We start from the raw sequence: 19,677 nt of genomic DNA, 5'->3' as shown, positions 1-19,677 counted from the left end.
ATACTCAAAGCACTTGCGCTGCGGAGCGAAAGGAAAAGAATGGACTCCAATTCGGGAAGCGAAAGCTCCGGGACATTCACCTGGGGGGTGATCGCCGGCATCGTTGCATTGGTCGGGGCGGGCGGGTTGTACCTGTCTGGCGTCTTCGGGACGGGTCCTCAGGAGGCCTCACCGCAGCAAGACACCGCCGTTCAAACCACGGAAGAGGCCAGTTCGGTTTCCACCCCGGCCGAGGATCAGACCACGGCAATTGAGAAACCGGAAACCGCCGACCCATCTGATTCCGCGGCCGCACCAGCGACGGAAACGGCCGAGGCCGACCCGGGTGCCGCGCCACCGACTCTGGACCAGATCTTTGTTGAGCCGGACGGCAATACCGTTCTTTCCGGAAATGCAGAGCCAGGCACGGATGTTCGTGTCCTGTTGGATGGTGAGCAAGTGCACAGCTTTACCGTCGACAACACCGGTCAGTTTGCCGAGTTCCTTTCGATTCCATTCTCAGACGATGCTCGCGGGCTTACGCTGGAGACTGCGGGCCAGGATCAACCCGTTCGTTCCGACGATTATTTGATTGCAGCCTTGCCTGAACCGGAACCGACGACCGAGCAGATCGCCGCCGCCGAAACAGATGACGCCGCGCCCACCAGTGATGGATCGGCAGAGACGCAAGACACATCCTCGTCAGAGCCAACAGATGAAGCGACAACCACAGGTGATGTTGAAACGGCGGATGCAACTGCGGAACCGTCTGCGGATCAGTCTCAAGAAACCACTGAAGAAGACGCTGAAAGTCAACAGGTTGCCATTCTGCGTTCGGGTGAGGACGGGGTTGAACTGGTTCAATCCCCAACTGCCGAACCCAACACCTCGGACGAGGTGGCTTTGGACACGATCGGCTATTCCGACGTTGGTGACGTAGAGCTTACCGGCAGGGTCCCGGACGGGTCTGCGGTACGGCTGTATCTGGACAACCAGCTTGTCGCCGATCTGCCGCTGGTTGATGGTGGTAAATGGCGCAGCGAGTTGGAAGGGATTGACCCCGGGATCTACACCCTGCGTGTGGATGAGATCGCCACGGATGGCACCGTGGTCAGCCGGCTGGAAACGCCGTTCAAGCGCGAACCGCTGGAAGTACTGCGCGCGGCAGAGTCCAGTGATGAGCCCGAGGGCGAAACAGTTACGCCCCCGATCCGCGCGGTCACCGTGCAGGAAGGCGACACGCTTTGGGCCATTTCGCGCGATCGGTTCGGTGATGGTATCCTGTACGTGAAGCTGTTCGAGGCCAACCGCGACGCGATCCGCGATCCTGATTTGATTTATCCCGGTCAGATATTCACCATCCCGGAATGAACTATTGCTGCTGGCCCTTGGTGGGCCAGCGGTCTATCTCTGACCGCAGATCAGGTACGTGATGAGACGAGCAGCGCCAATGACCTCAGCCGATACGCCCACGCCCGACGACCGCCGCTCTGGCTGGCGCACGATCCGGAAGGTTGCGCCTTATATGTGGCCCGAGGACGAGCCTTGGGTAAAACGACGCGTTGTTCTGGCCATGGGCATGCTGGTGCTGGCCAAGCTGATCGCCGTCTATACCCCTATCCTTTATAAGGGCGCTGTCGATGGGCTGGCGGGCGAGGGTGTTCCGCCTCTGGCCTTGGGCGCTGTTGGCCTGACCGTGGCTTATGGCGTCGCACGTATGATGACCGTTGGTTTCCAGCAGTTACGCGATGCGGCCTTTGCCCCGGTAGGGCAGCGGGCCTTGCGCGCACTGGCATTGGAGACCTTCCAGCACATCCACCAGCTGTCCATGCGTTACCACGTAACGCGCCGCACCGGGGGGCTGAGCCGGATCATCGAGCGCGGGGTGAAAGGCGTGGAATTCCTGCTGCGCTTTTTGTTGTTTTCCATCGGTCCGTTGATCCTGGAACTGCTGCTGGTCGCGATCATTTTGATGTGGCTGTTCGACGTCTGGTATCTGGTTGTCGTTGCTGTCACCATCGCGCTTTACATCTGGTTCACTTTTGCGGTGACGGAATGGCGCGTGAAGCTGCGCCGTGAGATGAACGATCAGGATACCGAGGCCAACCAACGCGCCATCGACAGCCTGCTGAATTTCGAAACCGTCAAGTATTTCAATGCTGAATCGCGCGAGGCGGCACGGTACGACGTGTCGATGAAGGCCTATGCCGGAGCAGCGCTTAAGACGGCGTATTCGCTGGCATTCCTGAATTTTGGTCAGTCCCTTCTGATCACTTGCGGGCTGATCGGCGTGATGGTTCTGGCGGCTATGGGGGTGCAGCAGGGTACGCTGACTGTCGGCGATTTCGTCATGGTCAACGCCTATATGATCCAGATCACCGTGCCGCTGAATTTTCTGGGCACCGTCTACCGGGAAATCCGCCAATCGCTGGTGGATATGGGACAGATGTTCGACCTGCTGGAACAACCGACCGAGGTGCAGGACAAACCCGGCGCGCCAGATCTGGTGGTCAGAGGTGGTGAAGTGACATTGGACAATGTGCGCTTTGGCTATGATGAGGACCGCGAGATTCTCAAAGGTGTATCGCTGACGGTACCTGCTGGCCAGACTGTTGCAATTGTCGGTGCCACAGGTTCGGGTAAGTCAACGATAGGCCGCTTGCTGTTCCGGTTCTACGATGTCACCGGGGGCGCGTTGAAGATCGACGGGCAGGACGTGCGCGACGTGACCCTGAACAGCCTGCACGCGGCCATTGGCGTCGTTCCGCAGGACACAGTGCTGTTCAATGATACCATCCGGTACAACATCGCCTATGGCCGAGACGGGGCCACTCAGGAAGATGTCGAAACTGCTGCCAAAGCTGCGCAGATCCATGATTTTATCGTGACGTTGCCAGAAGGCTATGACACCACGGTTGGAGAGCGGGGCCTGAAGCTGTCGGGTGGTGAGAAACAACGGGTGGGCATTGCGCGTACCCTTCTGAAGAACCCGCCGATCCTGCTGTTGGACGAGGCGACCTCGGCGTTGGACACGGATACCGAACAGGACATCAAGGACGCATTGGCGCGGGCTGGTGAGGGACGGACCGTGCTCACGATCGCGCACCGTCTTAGCACCATTGCCGAAGCGGACCGCATTGTTGTTCTGGAACGCGGTGAAATCCTTGAACAAGGTACCCATGACCAGCTTTTGCAACGCGAGGGCCGTTACGCGCAGCTTTGGAGTCGTCAGCAAGCGGACGCCGCCTGATCCCGTCATGAGGGTAACTCCTGAGACCAGGCAGAACAGCACTGCAAAAATACGTTCATTCCTCCAAGTTTAATTTGACGTTCATTTTCCTTGGTGACAAATCACCTAAAGTCACGGTGCCAGGTTCTTTGGCCGGACCTTATTTTAAGGAATATCTAATGAAAATGCGTGCAGCAGCAGCCTTGGCCGCAACTGTTCTTACGGCGACTTCGGCATTTGCCGAGGATCTTGAATTTCTGGTTGTGAATGAATCCAGCGCCGATTTGGTCGAGTTCAATGTCTCACCTGCATCTTCCGGCAGCTGGGAGGGGAACCTGCTAGGCGGTGGCTATGTCGCGCCCGATTATGAAATCGATGTTGTCATCGCGGATGGTCTGACCACATGTGTCTACGATATTCGGGGGGCGTTCGACGATGGATCGTCGGCTGAAGACTTCGGCCTGAATCTGTGTGATTTGGGTGAATATGTATTCACCGACTAAGTCTTAGAAAAGAAAAATGGCGAACCCTGGGGTTCGCCATTTATGTTACTCAGCCGCCTTGAGGGGCGATTTCGGTGGGTGATCGGGACGTTCATCCTTGTCTGCATCCGGTGCGGTCGCGGTCGGCGTCTCATCACCCCAGACAACCTCGGTGGCCTGTACCTGACGGGCAGCGTGACCAACGGCCATATCCTGGGCGATTTGACTGGAACGGCCTGCAGTGGCCCGAGCTATCGCCTTGGCCAGCCGTACCGCATATATGGTGACCCACACCCGCAACGCCAGGAACGATGGCGTCACGATCAGGGTCAGAACAGTTGCAATACCCAGCCCGAACACAACCGCCGTCGCCAGCTGTTTCCACCACAGCGCAGTTGGGCTGTCGATGGAATAACCGCCATTGATGAAGTCCAGCGACAATCCGAACATCATCGGCGTCAGACCGGCCATCGTGGTCAAGGTGGTCAGCAGAACCGGCCGGATACGCGCCTCAGCCGTGCGGATGATCGCTTCGATCCGGGGCATATACCGGCTGTATTCCTGATAGGTGTCGATCAGAACAATGTTGTTGTTCACCACGATCCCCGCCAAGGCTACAATCCCTGTCCCTGTCATGATGATCGAGAACGGCTGCTGCATGACCATCATCCCGATCAGAACGCCGGTGGTCGAAAGCACAACAGCCAGCAGAACCAGCACCGAGTTGTAGAACGAGTTGAACTGCGCCAGCAGGATCACGAACATCAAACCCAGTGCACCGGCAAAGGCGTTGACGAGGAACGCACCGGACTCAGCCTGATCTTCCTGATCCCCGGTCCATTCCCAACTGACGGTGTTGCCGAAGGGATTGGTTTCAAGCCATTCGGTCAGCACCGCAATGCGTTCGTTGGGGTTGATCAGGCTGATCCGGGCGTCGCCGGATTCAATATCAGACCGCATGACGTCGACGTTTTCTGCGCCTGTCAGCGTCACCAGCTCATAGATATTGCCTGTCGGGGCGGTTAGCGTCGCGCCGGTAGGTTCGGCCCCGTCGACAACCTCGCGCACGATTGCCAGCCGTTGCTCGGTGCCATCTGCATTGTCTACCACAACTTTGCTCAAGCCTGCCTCAACATCCGCTTTCACATCGTAATAGCGCTGTTGGTTGATCCGGTTGATCTCGGCCAGTTTGGCCACCGGCTTGCGCGTGACAAAATTCGACAAAGGCACCAGCCCATCTGGTGTACGCACCTTGAGCGTATCCAGTGTCGACAAAACCCGGTCTTCATCGGGGAGGCGAACGCGGATTTCGATTTCCTCGTCCACACTGTCGGGCCGCATTTCGCCCAGCAGCAGCCCGCGCGTGACCAGCTGCACCATCGCGCCGACGGTTGCCACGTCCGCGCCGAAACGACCCGCTTTGGCAACATCCACGTCGATCTGCCAGTCGATGCCAGGCAAGGGCAGGGTGTCTTCGATCTTGATCAGGCCGGGTGTTTCATCGAACATCTCACGGGCCGCAGCAGTGGCAGAGTTCAGTTCTTCCCAGCCATCCGCCTTGATGCGCAAATGAACGGGTTTGGCCGAGGCCGGACCTTGTTCCAGCGGCAGGATTTCCACGATGAAGCCCGGAATCTTCGCAAGTTCGGCGTTCAGCTGTTCCAGCACGAAGTCACCGTCATATTCCGGGGCAACCGTTTCACGGTCGATCAACCCGCCGAAGATCGGTTCGGACACGTTGGGCCGGTCTTCCCACGGGATGATTTCGAACTGGACGCGACCGACGGTGTCTGCCGGTGCTTGTGCGCCCCCATTGTTTTGGTTCAGCCCGCCTTCTCCGGCAAAGGAAAACACGTTCACGACTGCGGGATGTGCGCTGATAATTTCTTCGGCCGCCAGTACCATCTGGTCCTTTTCGACCAGCGATATGTTGCCGCGTGCACGAACATAGGCCGTGGCTTGCTCGGGTTCGCTTTCGACGAAGAACTCTACACCCCGATTGTTGTTCCCAAATGCGGTCATGACAGACATCACCGCGAAGCCAATGACGACAATCGAAACAATCGGCATGATCGGGTTGCCGACCAGGAATTTGATGACATAGCCAAAGGGTGTGTGTTCGCGCGCCGTATGCACATGCTGATCGGGCGCGCGTTCTATTTTGGCGGCACTTAACGTAACGGAACCGGCAAATGCCCCAAAAATGAACAGGAAGGCACCAAGCAGAACTGCACCGAATGCGCCTTCGGGCAACAGATATGTCGGATTCAGCAGTTGCATCGCACCAAGGAAGATCAGGTACAGCGATGGCGGCACCATAACCGCACGAACCCACCACCGGGTGCGCGCGCGCAGCCAGTCGGATGTGCGGTCAAAGACCCGGCTCAGGCGGCCCGAAACACCACCCATGACAGGTAGATAGATCAAGGCGACGATCAAAGAGGCGGACAGAACGAAGATCAGCGTGACGGGCAGCATGCCCATGAATTCGCCCGGGACACCCGGCCAAAACAGCATGGGCAGGAAGGCACATAGGGTTGTGGCCGTGGATGACACGATAGGCCAGAACATACGCTGCGCAGCCTCGACATAGGCGTGCATCGGGCCAACGCCCTCTTTAATGCGCCGGTCCGCGTATTCCACGACAACAATGGCCCCGTCGACGAGCATACCCACCGCAAGGATCAGGCCGAACATCACGATGTTCGAGATGCTGATGCCCATGACTGCCAGGAACGCAAAACACAGCAGGAATGAGGTCGGGATCGCAAAACCCACCAGCAATGCGGCGCGTGTGCCCAAAGAGGCCAAAACAACGATCATCACCAGCGCGATGGCCGTCAGAACCGAGCCTTCCAACTGGCTGACCATCGAGCCGACGATGCGGCTTTGGTCGTTCGAGGTGCCTAGCTGGATTGCAGCCTGCATCTCGGGCGGCCATTTGGCCTGCGCAGCGGCAATGGTTTGTTTCACGCCCTCGACTGTGTCGATCAGGTTGTAGCCCTTGCGCTTGACCACCTGCAACGCGACGGTTTGTTCGCCGTTGAAACGGGCGGTGCCTTCGCGGTCCTCAAAGGTATAGTTGATCTGCGCCAATTCCCCCAGGGTGACGACCCGGTCGCCGTTCACTTTGACCGGCAGGCCATAAACATCCTGCGCGGTTTTGAAGGAAGAGGGGATCTTGACCGAGAATGTGCCCTGTGCGGTTTCAACCTCACCGGCAGCGATCAGCTGATTGTTGTTGCGCACCACATCGATAAGCTCGGCAGCGGTGACATTGTAGGCCTCAAGCCGAAGAGGGTCGATGATGACCTCAAGCAGTTCGTCGCGGTTGCCCGCGATACCGGCCTCGAGCACCGAATCCATCGCCTCAAGGTCGTCCTGCAAAGCCTTGGCGACCCGCGCCATAGTGCGCTCAGGGACTGCACCCGTCAGGTTGACGATGACGATTGGGAATTCTGAGAAATTGATCTCGGTCAGCGAGTATTGCTCGGCCCCGTCGGGGAAATCGGCTTGCGCGCTGTTCATCGCGTCGCGCACATCAGCCATGATCGCGGTCTTGTCCCAGCCAAAATCGAACTCCAGCGCCACGCCCGCATACCCTTCGGCGGCGGTCGAGGTCATCTCTTTCAGCCCATCAAGGTCCGCAAGCTCGGTCTCCATTGGTTTGACCAACAGATTTTCCGAGTCCTCGGCTGAGATGCCCGGAAACTGAACCGAGACAAACAGGGCAGGGATTTCAATGTCTGGCTCGCCTTCTTTCGGTAGGCTGACATAGGCAAAGCCACCAATCACCAATGAGATGGCGATGAAGGCCAGAACCATTCTGGCCCGGCCGGCGGCCCAACTGACGATTCCGGTCATTTCGAAGCTTCCCGATATGTGGGTTCAACTGTGACGCCGCGGGTCACGAACTCTTGCCCGATGACGATGATGTCCACAGTTTCCGGCAGGCCACCGACCCAAACGCCTTCGGCGGTATCACGCAGAAGAACGACGGGCTGGAAATCGACCACGTTACTCTGGCCAATGGTGCGGACACCGAGTTGACCGTTATTGCTCAGGGTCATTGCCGATTGCGGCAGGAAATGCGCCTTGGCACCGGCGGCCGAAATGCGGATGTCGGCGGTTTGACCGTCCCGAATAGCCAGTTCCGTGTTTGGAACAGTGATTTCGACCTCAAACGTGCGGGTTGTTTCATCGGCTGAACGGCTCAGGAATGTCACACGACCAGAAACCTGCAGGCCAGTGACCAACTGCGCTGTGGCTTCGGACCCGACAATGATGCGGTTCACCTCGGTTTCGGGCACAAAACCGACCAGCTTGATCGGATCCAGTTGGATAACGGTCGCGCATAGCGCACCGGGCTGCATCAGGCTGCCCAATTCTGCGGTATCGCTTTCCAACAACCCTTTGAAGGGCGCTTTGATGGTCTGGCGGTCGATTTCGCGTTCCGCGGCTTTGACCTCGGCGGTTGCGGCTTCGATCCCGGCGCGGGTGGCCTCAAGACCGGCTTCGGCGGTCTTGATGCCAGCCTCGGCGGTTCTCATCGCAGCCTCGCTTGAGATTCTGCGTGTCTCTGATCCAAACCCGGAGTCAGACAGTTTATTCGCAGCCGTCAGGTTGATCTCGGCCTCGGCGACACGCGCATGTGCTTCTTCCAGGCGGGCTTCGGCTTCTGGAATGCGGCTTTGGGCTTCTAACTTGGCAGCCTTCGCTTCGGCCAAACTGGCGGGGCGGGTGCCTGGGTCAAGCTCGCACAGAAGATCGCCGGCTTCGACGAACGTGCCTTTGCGCTTAGGCTCTGAGACGACGGTCGATGTGGTTTCGGCCAGTACTTCGACTTGACGATTGGCCTTTGTCTGGCCCCGCAACAACACGGCGCTGTCAATTTCACGTGCAGTTGACCTGACGGCAACGACGCCAATCGTCGCCTGATCCACGTCCGCGACTTCGCCAGATTCGCTGGCAACCTCAGGGCTGGCCTCGGCCTCCGCGCGCCCGGCGAAAGAGAACAGGCTGTCCCGTTCGAAAACCAAAAAAAACAAAACAACAATAACCAAAGCGGCGTTTACTAATGAAATCAATCGCATGCAGGACTACTCCCAGAATTCTGCGCCACATTTTTTTTGCGGTCATGCTAGAAAGTGGGGACGATTATGTATCGTTTCCACACTAAACTGAATAGTTCGGTTTATTTTTTTCTACAAGAGGGCAGGCGACCGGCGGGATTGTAAAAAATCGGGCTCTTGGCTTGGCGATTGCGCCGGGGTATGACATGGCACCATACACCAAGGATGCAGCCCCGGAGGGCAGGGATGAGCGACGTCGACAGTTTTATTGATGAGGTGACCGAAGAGGTGCGCCGGGACCGCCTGTTCTTGCTATTGCGCAGATGGGGTTGGGTCGGTGTGCTTGTGGTTGTCCTGATCGTGGGCGGTGCTGCGTTCAATGAAGTCCGCAAGTCGCGCGCAACCAGTCAGGCGCAGGATTTGGGTGATTCAATCCTGACGGCGCTGGCACAGAATCAGTCGGAAGACCGTGCCGCCAGTCTTGCCGCCGTCGAAACGCAATCGCCGGGTGGGGATGCGGTTCTTAACATGCTATTGTCGGCCTCTCAGTCTGAGGCCGGATCGGAACAGGATGCGGTCGCCAGCCTGAATGCCATTGCGTCCCAAGGGGATCTGCCAGAAATCTACCGCGCGATCGCGGCCTTCAAGGCGCTGCTGTTGCAGAGCGACACTCTGCCTGCGGCCGATCGCCGTCTTCAGTTCGAAGCGCTGGCTGCACCGGGTGCTCCGTTGCGGTTGCTGGCCGAAGAACAGTTGGCTCTGATCGATGTGTCCGAGGGCAATATTGACGCGGCCATCACGCGGCTTCAAGCCTTGCGTCAGGACGCAGAAGTTAGCGTGGATCAGCAACAGCGTGCGGCTCAGTTGATTGTAGCGCTGGGTGGCGAACCAGAGCCGTTGATCGCCCGGCAGGGCTGATCCTGTGGCGGCAGGAAAACTTACAGGCGAGTTCAGAACATCATGGTAGCAAGTCTATTCTCCCGCATTGGATTGCCGATGGCAGCCCTTTCATTGACCCTGGTCGTCGCCTGCCGGGAACCCGAGGTTATCTTGCCAGGGCCGCGAGAAGATATCCGGCCCACTGCCGATACCGAAACGGTGGAAACCCGGGGCTCAAAACCGATCAGCCTGCCGGCGCAAAGAGCCAACACGAGTTGGCCGCAAAGCCCGGGCACGTCCGCGTTCCGGACGACCAATGCACAGTTGCGGGCAACGCCGCAGCGCGTCTGGTCCGCATCAATCGGTCAGGGTGACTCGCGCAAACAGCGGATCACGGCTGATCCCGTGGTTGCGGGCGGGTTGATCTATACGCTTGATGCCGGAGCAACGGTGTCTGCCGTGTCGCCGCAAGGGCAGGTCGTTTGGAACACCGATCTTATTCCGCCAAGTGATGGCGACTCGGATGCCACGGGTGGTGGCATGGCCTATGACAACGGTGTGCTTTATGTGTCTTCCGGTTATGGCCGCCTGACAGCACTGAATGCAAAGACTGGTGCAGTTCGTTGGCAAAAAAGGTTGAACGCGACCGGTAGCGGCGCGCCTTTGGTCAGTAACGGGCTGCTGTATCTGGTGGCCGGTGACGAAACCGGTTGGGCGGTCAACACCAAGGACGGCCGCATTGCCTGGCAAATTCAGGGCACCCCAAGCGTTGGAAACGTTCTGGGTGCGCCTGCGCCAGTGATTGCATCAGATTTCTCCGTATTCGCCTTCGGCTCAGGTGATGTCGCAGCGACGTTCCGTCGAGGGGGTATTCGCCGCTGGAACGCTTCAGTGGCCGGGGGACGTCGCGGTCGGGCGGCAGCGCAGATCGTCGATGTAACCGGTGGACCAATGGTTGCGGGCGATAAGATCTATATCGGCAACCATTCTGGGCGCACAGTCGCGTTTGACGCCAACTCCGGCGAACGGATATGGACCGCAGACGAAGGGGCCGTCGATACGGTTTGGGCCGCTGGCAACAGTATTTTCCTGATCAGCGACCGCAGCCAACTGGTGCGGCTGGACGCTGCGACCGGAGCGATCGTCTGGGCGCAGGACCTGCCGGGTTTTGTCAAGGATAAGCCGGGACGCCGCGGTCCGGTCTACGCGCATTATGGTCCGATCATGGCGGGTGGGCGCATCGTTATCGCCTCGAATGATGGCTATGTTCGGTTCTTCAGCCCTGTTGACGGAGCACTGGTGAACCGTGTCGAAGTGCCGGGTGGCGCGACCACGGCGCCGGTTGTGGCGGGTCAAACACTGTACGTCGTGTCGACCAAAGGTGATTTGCACGCTTTCCGTTGACCACAAGATGCGCTAAAGGGCGCGTCTGAGTCTTGAAAGTTGAGTATCATGTCGCTGACCCTCGCCATCGTGGGGCGCCCGAATGTGGGCAAATCCACCCTGTTCAATCGCCTTGTGGGCAAACGTCTGGCTTTGGTCGATGACCAGCCCGGCGTGACGCGCGATTTGCGCGAAGGCCAAGGGCGTTTGGGGGATCTGCGCTTTACCGTGATCGACACTGCGGGGCTTGAAGACGCAACCGACGACAGCCTTGAGGGTCGCATGCGCCGCCTGACCGAGCGTGCGGTGGACATGGCAGATGTCTGTCTGTTCATGCTTGACGCGCGCGTCGGGGTCACGCCAACCGATGAGATGTTTGCCGAGATTCTACGCAAACGTTCCAAACACGTGATCCTTGCGGCCAACAAGGCCGAAGGAAACGCGGCGGATGCGGGTGTGCTTGAAGCCTATAACCTTGGTCTGGGTGAGCCGGTGCGCCTGTCGGGCGAGCATGGCGAGGGGATGACCGATCTTTATTCCCAGCTTATGCCATTGGCCGATGCCGCCGAGGAACAGGCGGTCGAGGAAGCGCCGGAAACCGATATCGAACTGGATGAAGACGGTGAGGGCGAGACGCCAATGATCACCGCCGAAAAGCCGTTGCAGGTGGCAGTTGTTGGCCGCCCGAATGCGGGCAAATCCACATTGATCAATAAGATCATTGGGGAAGACCGCCTGCTGACAGGGCCAGAGGCTGGTATTACGCGCGATGCCATCAGTCTGCGGATCGATTGGGCCGACCCGGACGGGGACAGCACGCCGATGCGTATCTTTGATACGGCCGGTATGCGTAAAAAAGCCAAAGTGCAGGAAAAGCTTGAAAAGCTTTCAGTCTCGGATGGTCTGCGTGCTGTGAAATTTGCTGAAGTGGTGGTGGTTCTGCTGGATGCTGCCATCCCCTTCGAACAGCAGGACCTGCGTATTGCCGATCTGGCCGAGCGTGAGGGTCGTGCCGTTGTTGTCGCCATCAACAAATGGGATATCGAAGAAGACAAACAGGAAAAGCTGCGGGATCTGAAAGAATCGTTTGAGCGATTGCTTCCGCAACTGCGTGGCGCACCGCTGGTGACGGTCTCGGCAAAGACAGGCCGGGGGCTGGAGCGCCTGCGTGCCGCTATTCTGCGAGCTCATGACATTTGGAACCGCCGTGTGCCGACGGCCGCGTTGAACCGCTGGCTGACAGCCATGTTGGAGCAGCACCCGCCGCCAGCCCCGCAGGGTCGTCGGATCAAGCTGCGGTATATGACGCAGGTCAAAACCCGCCCGCCGGGCTTTGTCGTCATGTGTTCGCACCCAGACAAGATGCCAGCCAGTTACACCCGGTATCTGGTCAACGGTCTGCGCGAATCTTTTGACATGCCCGGTACTCCGATCCGCCTGACTTTGCGCGGACAGGGGGACAAGAACCCGTACAAGGGACGCCGTAAGAAAAACGCGGGCGCCTTGGCCAAACATCTCAAGGGTCGCGCGTAACTGCGCCAATTTTCAGCATTTTCGGCTGAGGGGCGTGACAGCCCCATTTCCCCGCGCTAGCATTCACTGGCGTGCATCTGTTTTTGTGTGCGCGTAATTTCACGCGGAGCTTCCGCACCAGTTTTTGATAACCATTGGACCTAACCAACGTGAGGAGCGGCTGGATGGATCTGAGGGAATACACTCGGCAATACGCGGTTCAGGACAACAGATTGGCCGCGCTGAGCTATTTTGGAACCTTCGCGATGTACTTCACATCGCTGGCGCTGGCGGTCATCTATGTGGATCGCTGGTATGTCATGATCCCGGCCGGGGTCGTCTTTGCCTTTTCGGCGGTGCGCCTGTACGTGCTTCAGCACGATTGCGGGCATCACTCGCTGTTTGAGACACGTCGCCAAAACGAGTGGGCGGGCCACGGGCTTTCGCCATTCACCTTTGCGCCCTTCGAGGTGATGAAACAGAATCACAACTTGCACCACGCCGGAATCGGCAATCTCGAGCACCGCGAGACGGGCGAAATCCACACAATGACCGTGCGGGAATGGAACAAGGCAGATTGGAAAGGGCGCCTGTATTACAGGCTCTACCGAAATCCCTTCATCCTGGTTCCGGCTGGGGCGCTGTTTACGTATTTCATCCGCTATCGGTGGCCCAAGAACACAGTTAGATTTGGCGCGAAGGGTGTATTGCTGCACAACTTGTCGATCATCGTCTTTCTTGGCCTTCTTTACTTGATAGCTGGCACCACGGGTATTCTAGTCTGGTTGGTATTTTCGCTTTTGGGCGGGATGCTGGGTGTTTTTCTTGTCTACCTGCAGCACAATTTCGAGGACACGTATTGGGACCGTCGTCCGGATCTGGACCCGCAACTAGCGGCGCTGCAGGGATCATCGGCGCTGGATTTCGGGTGGTGGTTCGACAATGCGGTTGCCTGCATCACGCTGCACGACATCCATCATTTCAATGCGCGCATTCCGTCTTATCGGCTGCGTGCATGCCACTATAACCTACCGCCTGAATTCACGCCCCGCCGGATCAAATTCCCCGAGGCTGTTGCCGCTTTGAACCTGAAACTGTGGGACGAAGACGCCAAGCGGCTAGTTCCGTTTCCCGGAAAGGATCAATCCGGTAACCTTGCACACAGTAGTTGACACAAATGACCTGCATCTCTGGGCACTGGCTTGTGAGAGCGTTTATCTGGTATACATAAGATAATGCAGGGAAAATCGGAAAGGACAAAGAATGACCGCAGTGACCGCAATAAAAGGCGTTGGAGAGGGGCTAGGAAAGTCACTTACCGCCAACGGTTTCAAAACCGCTGAAGCCGTTGCCAAGGCAACCCCCGCTGCACTGGTCAAAGTTCCTCGTATCGGCAAAGCCCGCGCAGCCGTTTTGATCGCCACCGCGAAAGAGGCGATTGCGGCGAAACCGGCAGCCGCCAAACCCGCCGCGGTGAAACCAGCCGCCAAACGCCCTGCTGCGAAAACAAGTACGCGCCGCGCGCCTGTCAAAAAGCCCGCAGCGCGCCGAACAGCGCCCCGCAAGACCATCGCCGCCGCCGCTGCCGAGAAGCGGGCGGAAGAGGCTGCGCGCAAAGCGGCTGAGGAAAAGGCCGCAGCCGAACTGGCAGAAGCCAAGGCAAAAAAGAAGGCTAAGGCCAAAGCCAAGGCTGAAAAGGCCGCTAAAAAGCTTGAGGAAATGGAAGCCGTCTTTTCAAAAGCCAAGGACAAGGTGAAGGCCAAGGCGAAGAAAGATAAGAAGAAAGACAAAAAGAAAAAGGCCGACAAGACGGACAAGAAGAAAGATAAGAAAAAAGATAAAAAGAAGGATAAGAAAAAGGCGAAGAAGTAAGCCTTCTCCGCCCTTAAGCCTCTTGAACCGGCGCCCTGTTGGCCGCCGGTTTTCTTATGCCAGCGTGCCGTCCAGTTGCAGCGTCAGCTTACCACCCAGATAGGGGGCCAGAACCTCGGGCAGGGTGACGGTGCCGTCTGCGTTCTGGCCGTTTTCCAGCACGGCGATCAGGCAGCGCCCAACAGCCAGACCCGATCCGTTCAGCGTGTGAACGTATTCCGGTTTGCCCCCTGCCTCGGGACGGAAGCGCGCGTTCATCCGGCGCGCCTGAAAATCACCACAAGTCGAGACTGAACTGATCTCACGGTACGTATCCTGACCCGGCAGCCATGCTTCGATGTCAAAGGTACGGCGCGCGCCAAAGCCCATGTCGCCTGTGCACAGGATCACGGTGCGATAGGGGATGCCCAGCTTTTCCAGAATACCCTCGGCACAGCGCAGCATGCGTTTTTGCTCATCATCCGACTTGACGGGATGGGTGACCGAGACCATTTCGACCTTTTCGAACTGGTGCTGGCGCAACATGCCGCGCGTGTCCCTGCCAGCCGATCCGGCCTCAGACCGGAAGCACAGGGAATGCGCGGTGTAGCGGCGGGGCAGGTAGCTTTCTTCAATCATCGTGTCGTTGACGATATTGGTCAGCGACACCTCGGACGTCGGGATCAGCCACCAGCCTTCGCGGGTCTGATAGCTGTCTTCGCCAAACTTCGGCAATTGGCCTGTGCCCTGCATCATCTCGGACAGAACCAGAACCGGAGCATTCACTTCGGTCAGTTCGTTTTCGTTGATGTGCGTGTCCAGCATGAACTGCGCCAGTGCGCGGTGAACGCGGGCGACGCCGCCGGACAACAGGACAAAGCGCGAGCCGGACAGCTTTGCCGCCGTTTCAAAATCCATGCCGTTCTGAACGGCCTCGATTTCAAAATGCTCTTTCGGGGCAAAATCCAACTCACGCGGAGTGCCCCAGCGGTTGACCTCGACATTGTCGTTCTCGTCCGCACCTTCTGGTGCGTCCTCGGCTGGCAGGTTCGGGATGCGGATCAGCTGATCAGTTAGCAGCGCGTCCAGATCCTTGGCCTCGGTCTGCATCCGGGCGATTTCGGCCTTTTTCTCGGCGACCAGTGCGCGCAGGCGTTGGAATTCATCCTCGTCGCCGCGTGCCTTGGCGGCACCGACTTCTTTGCTGGCCTTGTTCTGTTCGGCTTGTGCCGTTTCTGCGGACTGAATCTTGGCTCGGCGGCTTTCGTCCAGTCTCAGCAAATCTGACGACACCGGCGCGTCCCCACGGCGCGCAAGTGCGGCGTCGAAGGCGGCGGGGTTTTCGCGAATGGCGCGGATGTCGTGCATGGTTCAGATCCTTAAATGCGTGAATCACTGAAACTGCTTATGCACCATCTGAAAGGCGGGGTGTAGCGCCGGTTACGACTTATCGGCATCCTCGTGTGTTTCATGCGCCAGATGGCCATCCCAATGCTCGGCAGGGATCTTCGGTTCGGGCGGATCAGCCATGTAAGAGGGCGTCATGATCTGCACACTGTTTTCATTGAACACGGCGACGATATTGCGATGCAGGTCCGACCGGATCTTCGGAATGATGCTGCCACGGGTCGTATAGCCGTTGATCTGGTAGTTGATGGCGTAATCCGCCAATGCGGTCCACAAAACAAAGGGTTCAGGCTTGGCCTTGATGCCTTTGGTTCGGTTGGCGGCCTCAATCAGCATCGCCTCGACCTTCTCGGGCGGTTCTTCGTAGCCGATGCCAACCGTAGTGTGCAGCAGCAGCCCGCTCCCATCGGTTCTCTTCGAGAAATTCACTACATCCGAATTCATCAGTTGCGCATTAGGGATCGAGATCAGTTCGTTCTTGATGGATTTCAGATGCGTCTCCATCAGTTTGATCTGAACCACATCGCCGATGTGGTCGCCAATCTGAATCCGGTCACCGATCGAGGTTGACCGGCGGTAAATCACGAAAAGGCCGGCCAGCATGTTGGAGACGACAGAATTTGCACCCAGCGACAGCATGGCACCCACCAGGATCGTCAACCCCTGGAACGCGGCCGAGTCGGACCCGGGGATGTAGGGAACGGCAAAGACCAGGGCGATCATGATCACCACAACACGGGCAATGTTGAAGGTTGGGCTGACCCAGTGCTTTTCGAAATCGCCCATGTCGAATGAACCCGCTTCGACCGCGTCAAAGAACACCCGCATCCCCTTGATAATGTACAAGTTGATCCAAGTTATCAGGCTCAGCATAATCAGATTGGGGAGATAGCTGAGTATGCCCTTGAATATCAACAGCACGGGTTCGGTCAGATAGGTAAGCAGAAGTTGTGCGAAATACCGTGTTTCTGCAAAGGCCAGCAGTACAAACGAGAGGTAGTAGTAAAACCCGAGAAAGAAGATGATTAGGAGAACGAAGTTCAGCCCATAGCGTACCAGCGCGGCAATCGCTTCGGCCTGAACGCTTTTGGCTGTGACAGTTTCCACGTCCTTAAGATGGCGCGAGACAAGTTGTAGTGTCTTTCGCCGAATCCTACGGTGCAGCCAAAGGATCATCAGCACGAAAGCGGCAAAGCCAATGGTCCATGCTGCGGCCTCAATCGCACCGGACACACGCGCCTGCTCGGTGCGATTGGATCGATAGGCGAGGATAGCTTCTTCGATGGCCTGACCATGGAGGAAACTGAGAACGTCCAGCTCCATCTGGTCCAGCTCGGCGTCTGCAACAGTCACAATTGATACGATCACATCGTCGGCACGGATGCGTATGCCCAAATCGGTGTCTTCGAAGGAGATATCGACCGTGGGGTTCTCCGAGGCTTCGGCCACCTCAATGATCTTGTTCTGAACGCTTTCTGCCCGTTCCGGCGCAGGTAGGGCGCTGGAGCCACGCAGGAAGAACAGCATGTCACCGTCCACAATAACGGGTGCTTTGAAACTGTCCGTTTCTTCTGCTTCGGGCTTGGCGATTTCAGCGGGTGATTCCTGTGCCCAAAGTGGCGTTGCCAGACACAGGGCTAAGGCCAGTAGAGACAGCAAAAGCGTCAACGATTGGAATGGTTTGTAACGAGCTCTCATTGTCCCTCCTGATGCGTGACTATAGCCAAATAAAGACATCTGCATAGGACATATCTGCAACGATTGGTTGGTTGTTGTTGCACCTGTGTCAGGTTCCTGTGGGACACATCAACGCCTTTGCTTGCAAACAGACATTTCAAAGCATAGGTTCCGGCCAAATTTGCGGAACGGTGCCGCAAGGTCTGAACAAAGGAATATCCCATGGAAGGTGGCGCAATCGCCCAGTTTCTCCCGCTGATCCTGATCTTCGCGATCATGTATTTTCTGCTGATCCGTCCGCAGCAAAAAAAGATGAAGCAACATCAGGCCATGGTCGAAGCGGTGCGTCGCGGCGATCAGGTCGTCACCCAGGGTGGAATGATCGGCAAGGTGTCCAAGGTCAAGGAAGGCGACAACGAGATCGAAGTTGAAATCGCCGAGGGTGTGAAGGTTCGTGTGGTCAAGTCGACCATCGCGCAGGTTCTGAACAAGACTGAACCAGCGAAGTAACTTCGCGCTACAATTCCTTGAAAAGGCAGGGTAATGCTGCAAATTGATACCTGGAAGCGGGTTCTGATCTGGCTGGTCTGCGTGATCGGTCTGATCCTTGCCCTTCCGAATGCGTTTTATACGCGCGTCGAGCAATCCAACGATGCCAAGGCTGCAATTGAGCTTGGCATCGACACTCCCGAAATGCAGGCTGAGGCGGCGCAATGGCCGAATTGGCTGCCGTCATCGCTGGTCAATCTGGGCCTCGATCTGCGCGGTGGTGCGCATCTGTTGGCCGAAGTTCAGGTCGGCGATGTGTACGAATCCCGGATGGAGGCCATGTGGCCCGAAATCCGTGATGCATTGCGGGATGAACGCGCCACCGTAGGCACCATCCGCAAACAAGAGTCGGCTCCGGATGAGATTCGGGTGCGCATCAGCCAGCCCGAGGGGATGTCGCGCGCGCTTGAAGTTGTGCGCGGCCTGGCCCGTCAGGTGCAAACCCTGACCGGGGTAGGTGCGACCGATATCGAGGCACGGTCTGAGGGCGACACAATCGTCGTTCAGTTGTCCGAGGCGGAAAAACTTGCCACAGACGACCGCACTGTGCGCCAGTCGCTTGAGATTGTGCGCCGCCGGATTGATGAGGTCGGAACGCGTGAACCCACGATCCAGCGCCAGGGTGCGGATCGTATCCTAATACAGGTGCCGGGTATTGGCAGTGCTGGCGAACTGAAAGAGATAATCGGCACCACTGCTCAACTGACTTTCAATCCCGTTGTGGGGCGGGGCACCAACCCGGACGCAGTGCCAGGGATTGGCGAAAAGGTCCTCCCCTCCATCGACGAAACCGGTTTGTTTTACACAGTCGAGTCGGCCCCAGTCGTCACCGGTGAAGAGCTGGTAGACGCGCAGCCAGCCTTCGACCAGAACGGTCGCCCAGCGGTCAGCTTCCGGTTCAACACATCGGGAGCACGCAAATTCGGCGACTATACGCTGGAAAACATCGGCCAGCCGTTCGCCATCATTCTTGATGATGAGGTCATCTCGGCCCCTGTCATTCAAAGCCACATTCCCGGCGGTTCGGGCATCATCACCGGCAACTTCACCGTTGAGGAAAGCACCAATCTGGCCGTTCTGTTGCGTGCAGGCGCGCTGCCTGCCGGGCTGGAATTCCTCGAAGAGCGTACCATCGGCCCCGAACTGGGGCAGGACAGCATCGACGCGGGTAAGGTCGCAACTATTGTGGCCTTTGTCGCGGTACTGGCCTTTATGGCGCTCAGCTATGGATTGTTTGGTCTCTTTGCCAACATCGCCCTGATCATCAACGTCGGCCTGCTGTTTGGTCTGTTGTCCCTGATCGGCGCCACCCTGACACTGCCCGGTATTGCCGGTATCGTGCTGACGGTTGGTATGGCGGTGGATGCCAACGTGCTGATCTTTGAGCGTATCCGCGAAGAACTGAAATCCGCCAGAGGCCCGGCGCGCGCAATCGAACTGGGTTATGAAAAGGCGTTGTCGGCCATTCTGGACGCAAACGTGACCACATTCATCACCGCTGTTATCCTGTTTGCGATGGGCAGCGGTCCGGTGCGCGGTTTTGCCATCACGCTGGGTCTGGGCATTCTGACCTCGGTCTTCACCGCGATCTTCGTGACGCGCCTGATGATCGTGATCTGGTTTGAACGCCGCCGCCCGAAAACGATCGAGGTTTGAC

General features: G+C 57.8%; 14 protein-coding genes and 1 pseudogene. 11 read left to right on the top strand and 4 right to left on the bottom strand.

What is annotated here, in order from left to right; genetic code table 11:
• Positions 1 to 39 precede the first annotated feature (39 nt).
• The 3 genes from DS906_RS07405 to DS906_RS07395 all read left to right on the top strand — a co-directional run bounded on the left by DS906_RS07405 (position 40) and on the right by DS906_RS07395 (position 3,711).
• Positions 40 to 1,350 (top strand): LysM peptidoglycan-binding domain-containing protein, encoded by a 1,311-nt coding sequence (locus DS906_RS07405; protein ID WP_113789563.1) that lies wholly within the window; start codon positions 40 to 42, stop codon positions 1,348 to 1,350.
• Positions 1,351 to 1,429: 79 nt separating this feature from the next.
• On the top strand, positions 1,430 to 3,229 hold the full coding sequence (locus tag DS906_RS07400) for an ABC transporter ATP-binding protein/permease (protein ID WP_113789562.1): 1,800 nt from the start codon (positions 1,430 to 1,432) through the stop codon (positions 3,227 to 3,229).
• A gap of 158 nt (positions 3,230 to 3,387) precedes the next feature.
• The gene (locus DS906_RS07395; RefSeq protein WP_113789561.1) at positions 3,388 to 3,711 is read left to right on the top strand and encodes a hypothetical protein; all 324 of its coding nucleotides are present in this window, start codon (positions 3,388 to 3,390) and stop codon (positions 3,709 to 3,711) included.
• Between the two features lie 45 nt (positions 3,712 to 3,756).
• Here the strand turns inward: DS906_RS07395 and DS906_RS07390 are convergent, their stop codons facing one another.
• Both DS906_RS07390 and DS906_RS07385 read right to left on the bottom strand, forming a co-directional pair.
• Positions 3,757 to 7,554 carry an efflux RND transporter permease subunit gene (locus tag DS906_RS07390; protein WP_113789560.1) on the bottom strand — a complete coding sequence of 1,266 codons (3,798 nt, stop codon included), beginning with the start codon at positions 7,552 to 7,554 and terminating at the stop codon, positions 3,757 to 3,759.
• A complete protein-coding gene (locus tag DS906_RS07385) occupies positions 7,551 to 8,783 on the bottom strand; it encodes an efflux RND transporter periplasmic adaptor subunit (RefSeq protein WP_113789559.1) in 1,233 nt (410 codons plus the stop codon). Before DS906_RS07385 ends, DS906_RS07390 begins: the two co-directional genes overlap by 4 nt.
• Positions 8,784 to 9,008: 225 nt before the next feature.
• On the opposite strand from DS906_RS07385, the gene DS906_RS07380 reads away from it, so the two are divergent.
• The 6 genes and pseudogenes from DS906_RS07380 (at position 9,009) to DS906_RS07360 (ending at position 14,408) form a co-directional block, all read left to right on the top strand.
• Entirely contained in the window at positions 9,009 to 9,680 is a 672-nt protein-coding gene (locus DS906_RS07380) for a hypothetical protein (protein WP_113789558.1), read from the top strand.
• Between the two features lie 78 nt (positions 9,681 to 9,758).
• Positions 9,759 to 11,045 (top strand): PQQ-binding-like beta-propeller repeat protein, encoded by a 1,287-nt coding sequence (locus DS906_RS07375; protein ID WP_233494719.1) that lies wholly within the window; start codon positions 9,759 to 9,761, stop codon positions 11,043 to 11,045.
• A 48-nt stretch (positions 11,046 to 11,093) separates the two neighbouring features.
• The gene (gene der / locus DS906_RS07370) at positions 11,094 to 12,557 is read left to right on the top strand and encodes a ribosome biogenesis GTPase Der (RefSeq protein WP_113789556.1); all 1,464 of its coding nucleotides are present in this window, start codon (positions 11,094 to 11,096) and stop codon (positions 12,555 to 12,557) included.
• A 164-nt stretch (positions 12,558 to 12,721) separates the two neighbouring features.
• On the top strand, positions 12,722 to 13,708 hold the full coding sequence (locus tag DS906_RS07365) for a fatty acid desaturase (protein ID WP_113789555.1): 987 nt from the start codon (positions 12,722 to 12,724) through the stop codon (positions 13,706 to 13,708).
• A gap of 91 nt (positions 13,709 to 13,799) precedes the next feature.
• Positions 13,800 to 13,958, top strand: a pseudogene (locus DS906_RS22455) (helix-hairpin-helix domain-containing protein); the annotation flags it as partial.
• Positions 13,959 to 14,009: 51 nt separating this feature from the next.
• Entirely contained in the window at positions 14,010 to 14,408 is a 399-nt protein-coding gene (locus DS906_RS07360; protein ID WP_233494724.1) for a hypothetical protein, read from the top strand.
• Between the two features lie 54 nt (positions 14,409 to 14,462).
• Here DS906_RS07360 and serS read toward each other — a convergent pair whose 3' ends face one another.
• Both serS and DS906_RS07350 read right to left on the bottom strand, forming a co-directional pair.
• Entirely contained in the window at positions 14,463 to 15,755 is a 1,293-nt protein-coding gene (serS, locus tag DS906_RS07355) for a serine--tRNA ligase (protein ID WP_113789553.1), read from the bottom strand.
• A 72-nt stretch (positions 15,756 to 15,827) separates the two neighbouring features.
• On the bottom strand, positions 15,828 to 17,492 hold the full coding sequence (locus DS906_RS07350) for a mechanosensitive ion channel family protein (RefSeq protein WP_113789552.1): 1,665 nt from the start codon (positions 17,490 to 17,492) through the stop codon (positions 15,828 to 15,830).
• A gap of 201 nt (positions 17,493 to 17,693) precedes the next feature.
• Between DS906_RS07350 and yajC the strand changes: the two genes are divergently transcribed.
• Together yajC and secD are read left to right on the top strand one after the other, a co-directional pair.
• Positions 17,694 to 17,981, top strand: coding sequence for a preprotein translocase subunit YajC (gene yajC, locus DS906_RS07345; RefSeq protein ID WP_058274044.1), 288 nt, complete (start codon positions 17,694 to 17,696; stop codon positions 17,979 to 17,981).
• Between the two features lie 33 nt (positions 17,982 to 18,014).
• A complete protein-coding gene (gene secD / locus DS906_RS07340; protein ID WP_113789551.1) occupies positions 18,015 to 19,676 on the top strand; it encodes a protein translocase subunit SecD in 1,662 nt (553 codons plus the stop codon).
• Position 19,677: the final 1 nt, after the last annotated feature.

The organism is Ruegeria sp. A3M17, assembly GCF_003318255.1.
Lineage (GTDB): Bacteria > Pseudomonadota > Alphaproteobacteria > Rhodobacterales > Rhodobacteraceae > Ruegeria.
The sequence above is the reverse complement of the archived record's forward strand: the minus strand, read 5'-3'. Positions and strand labels throughout refer to the sequence as shown.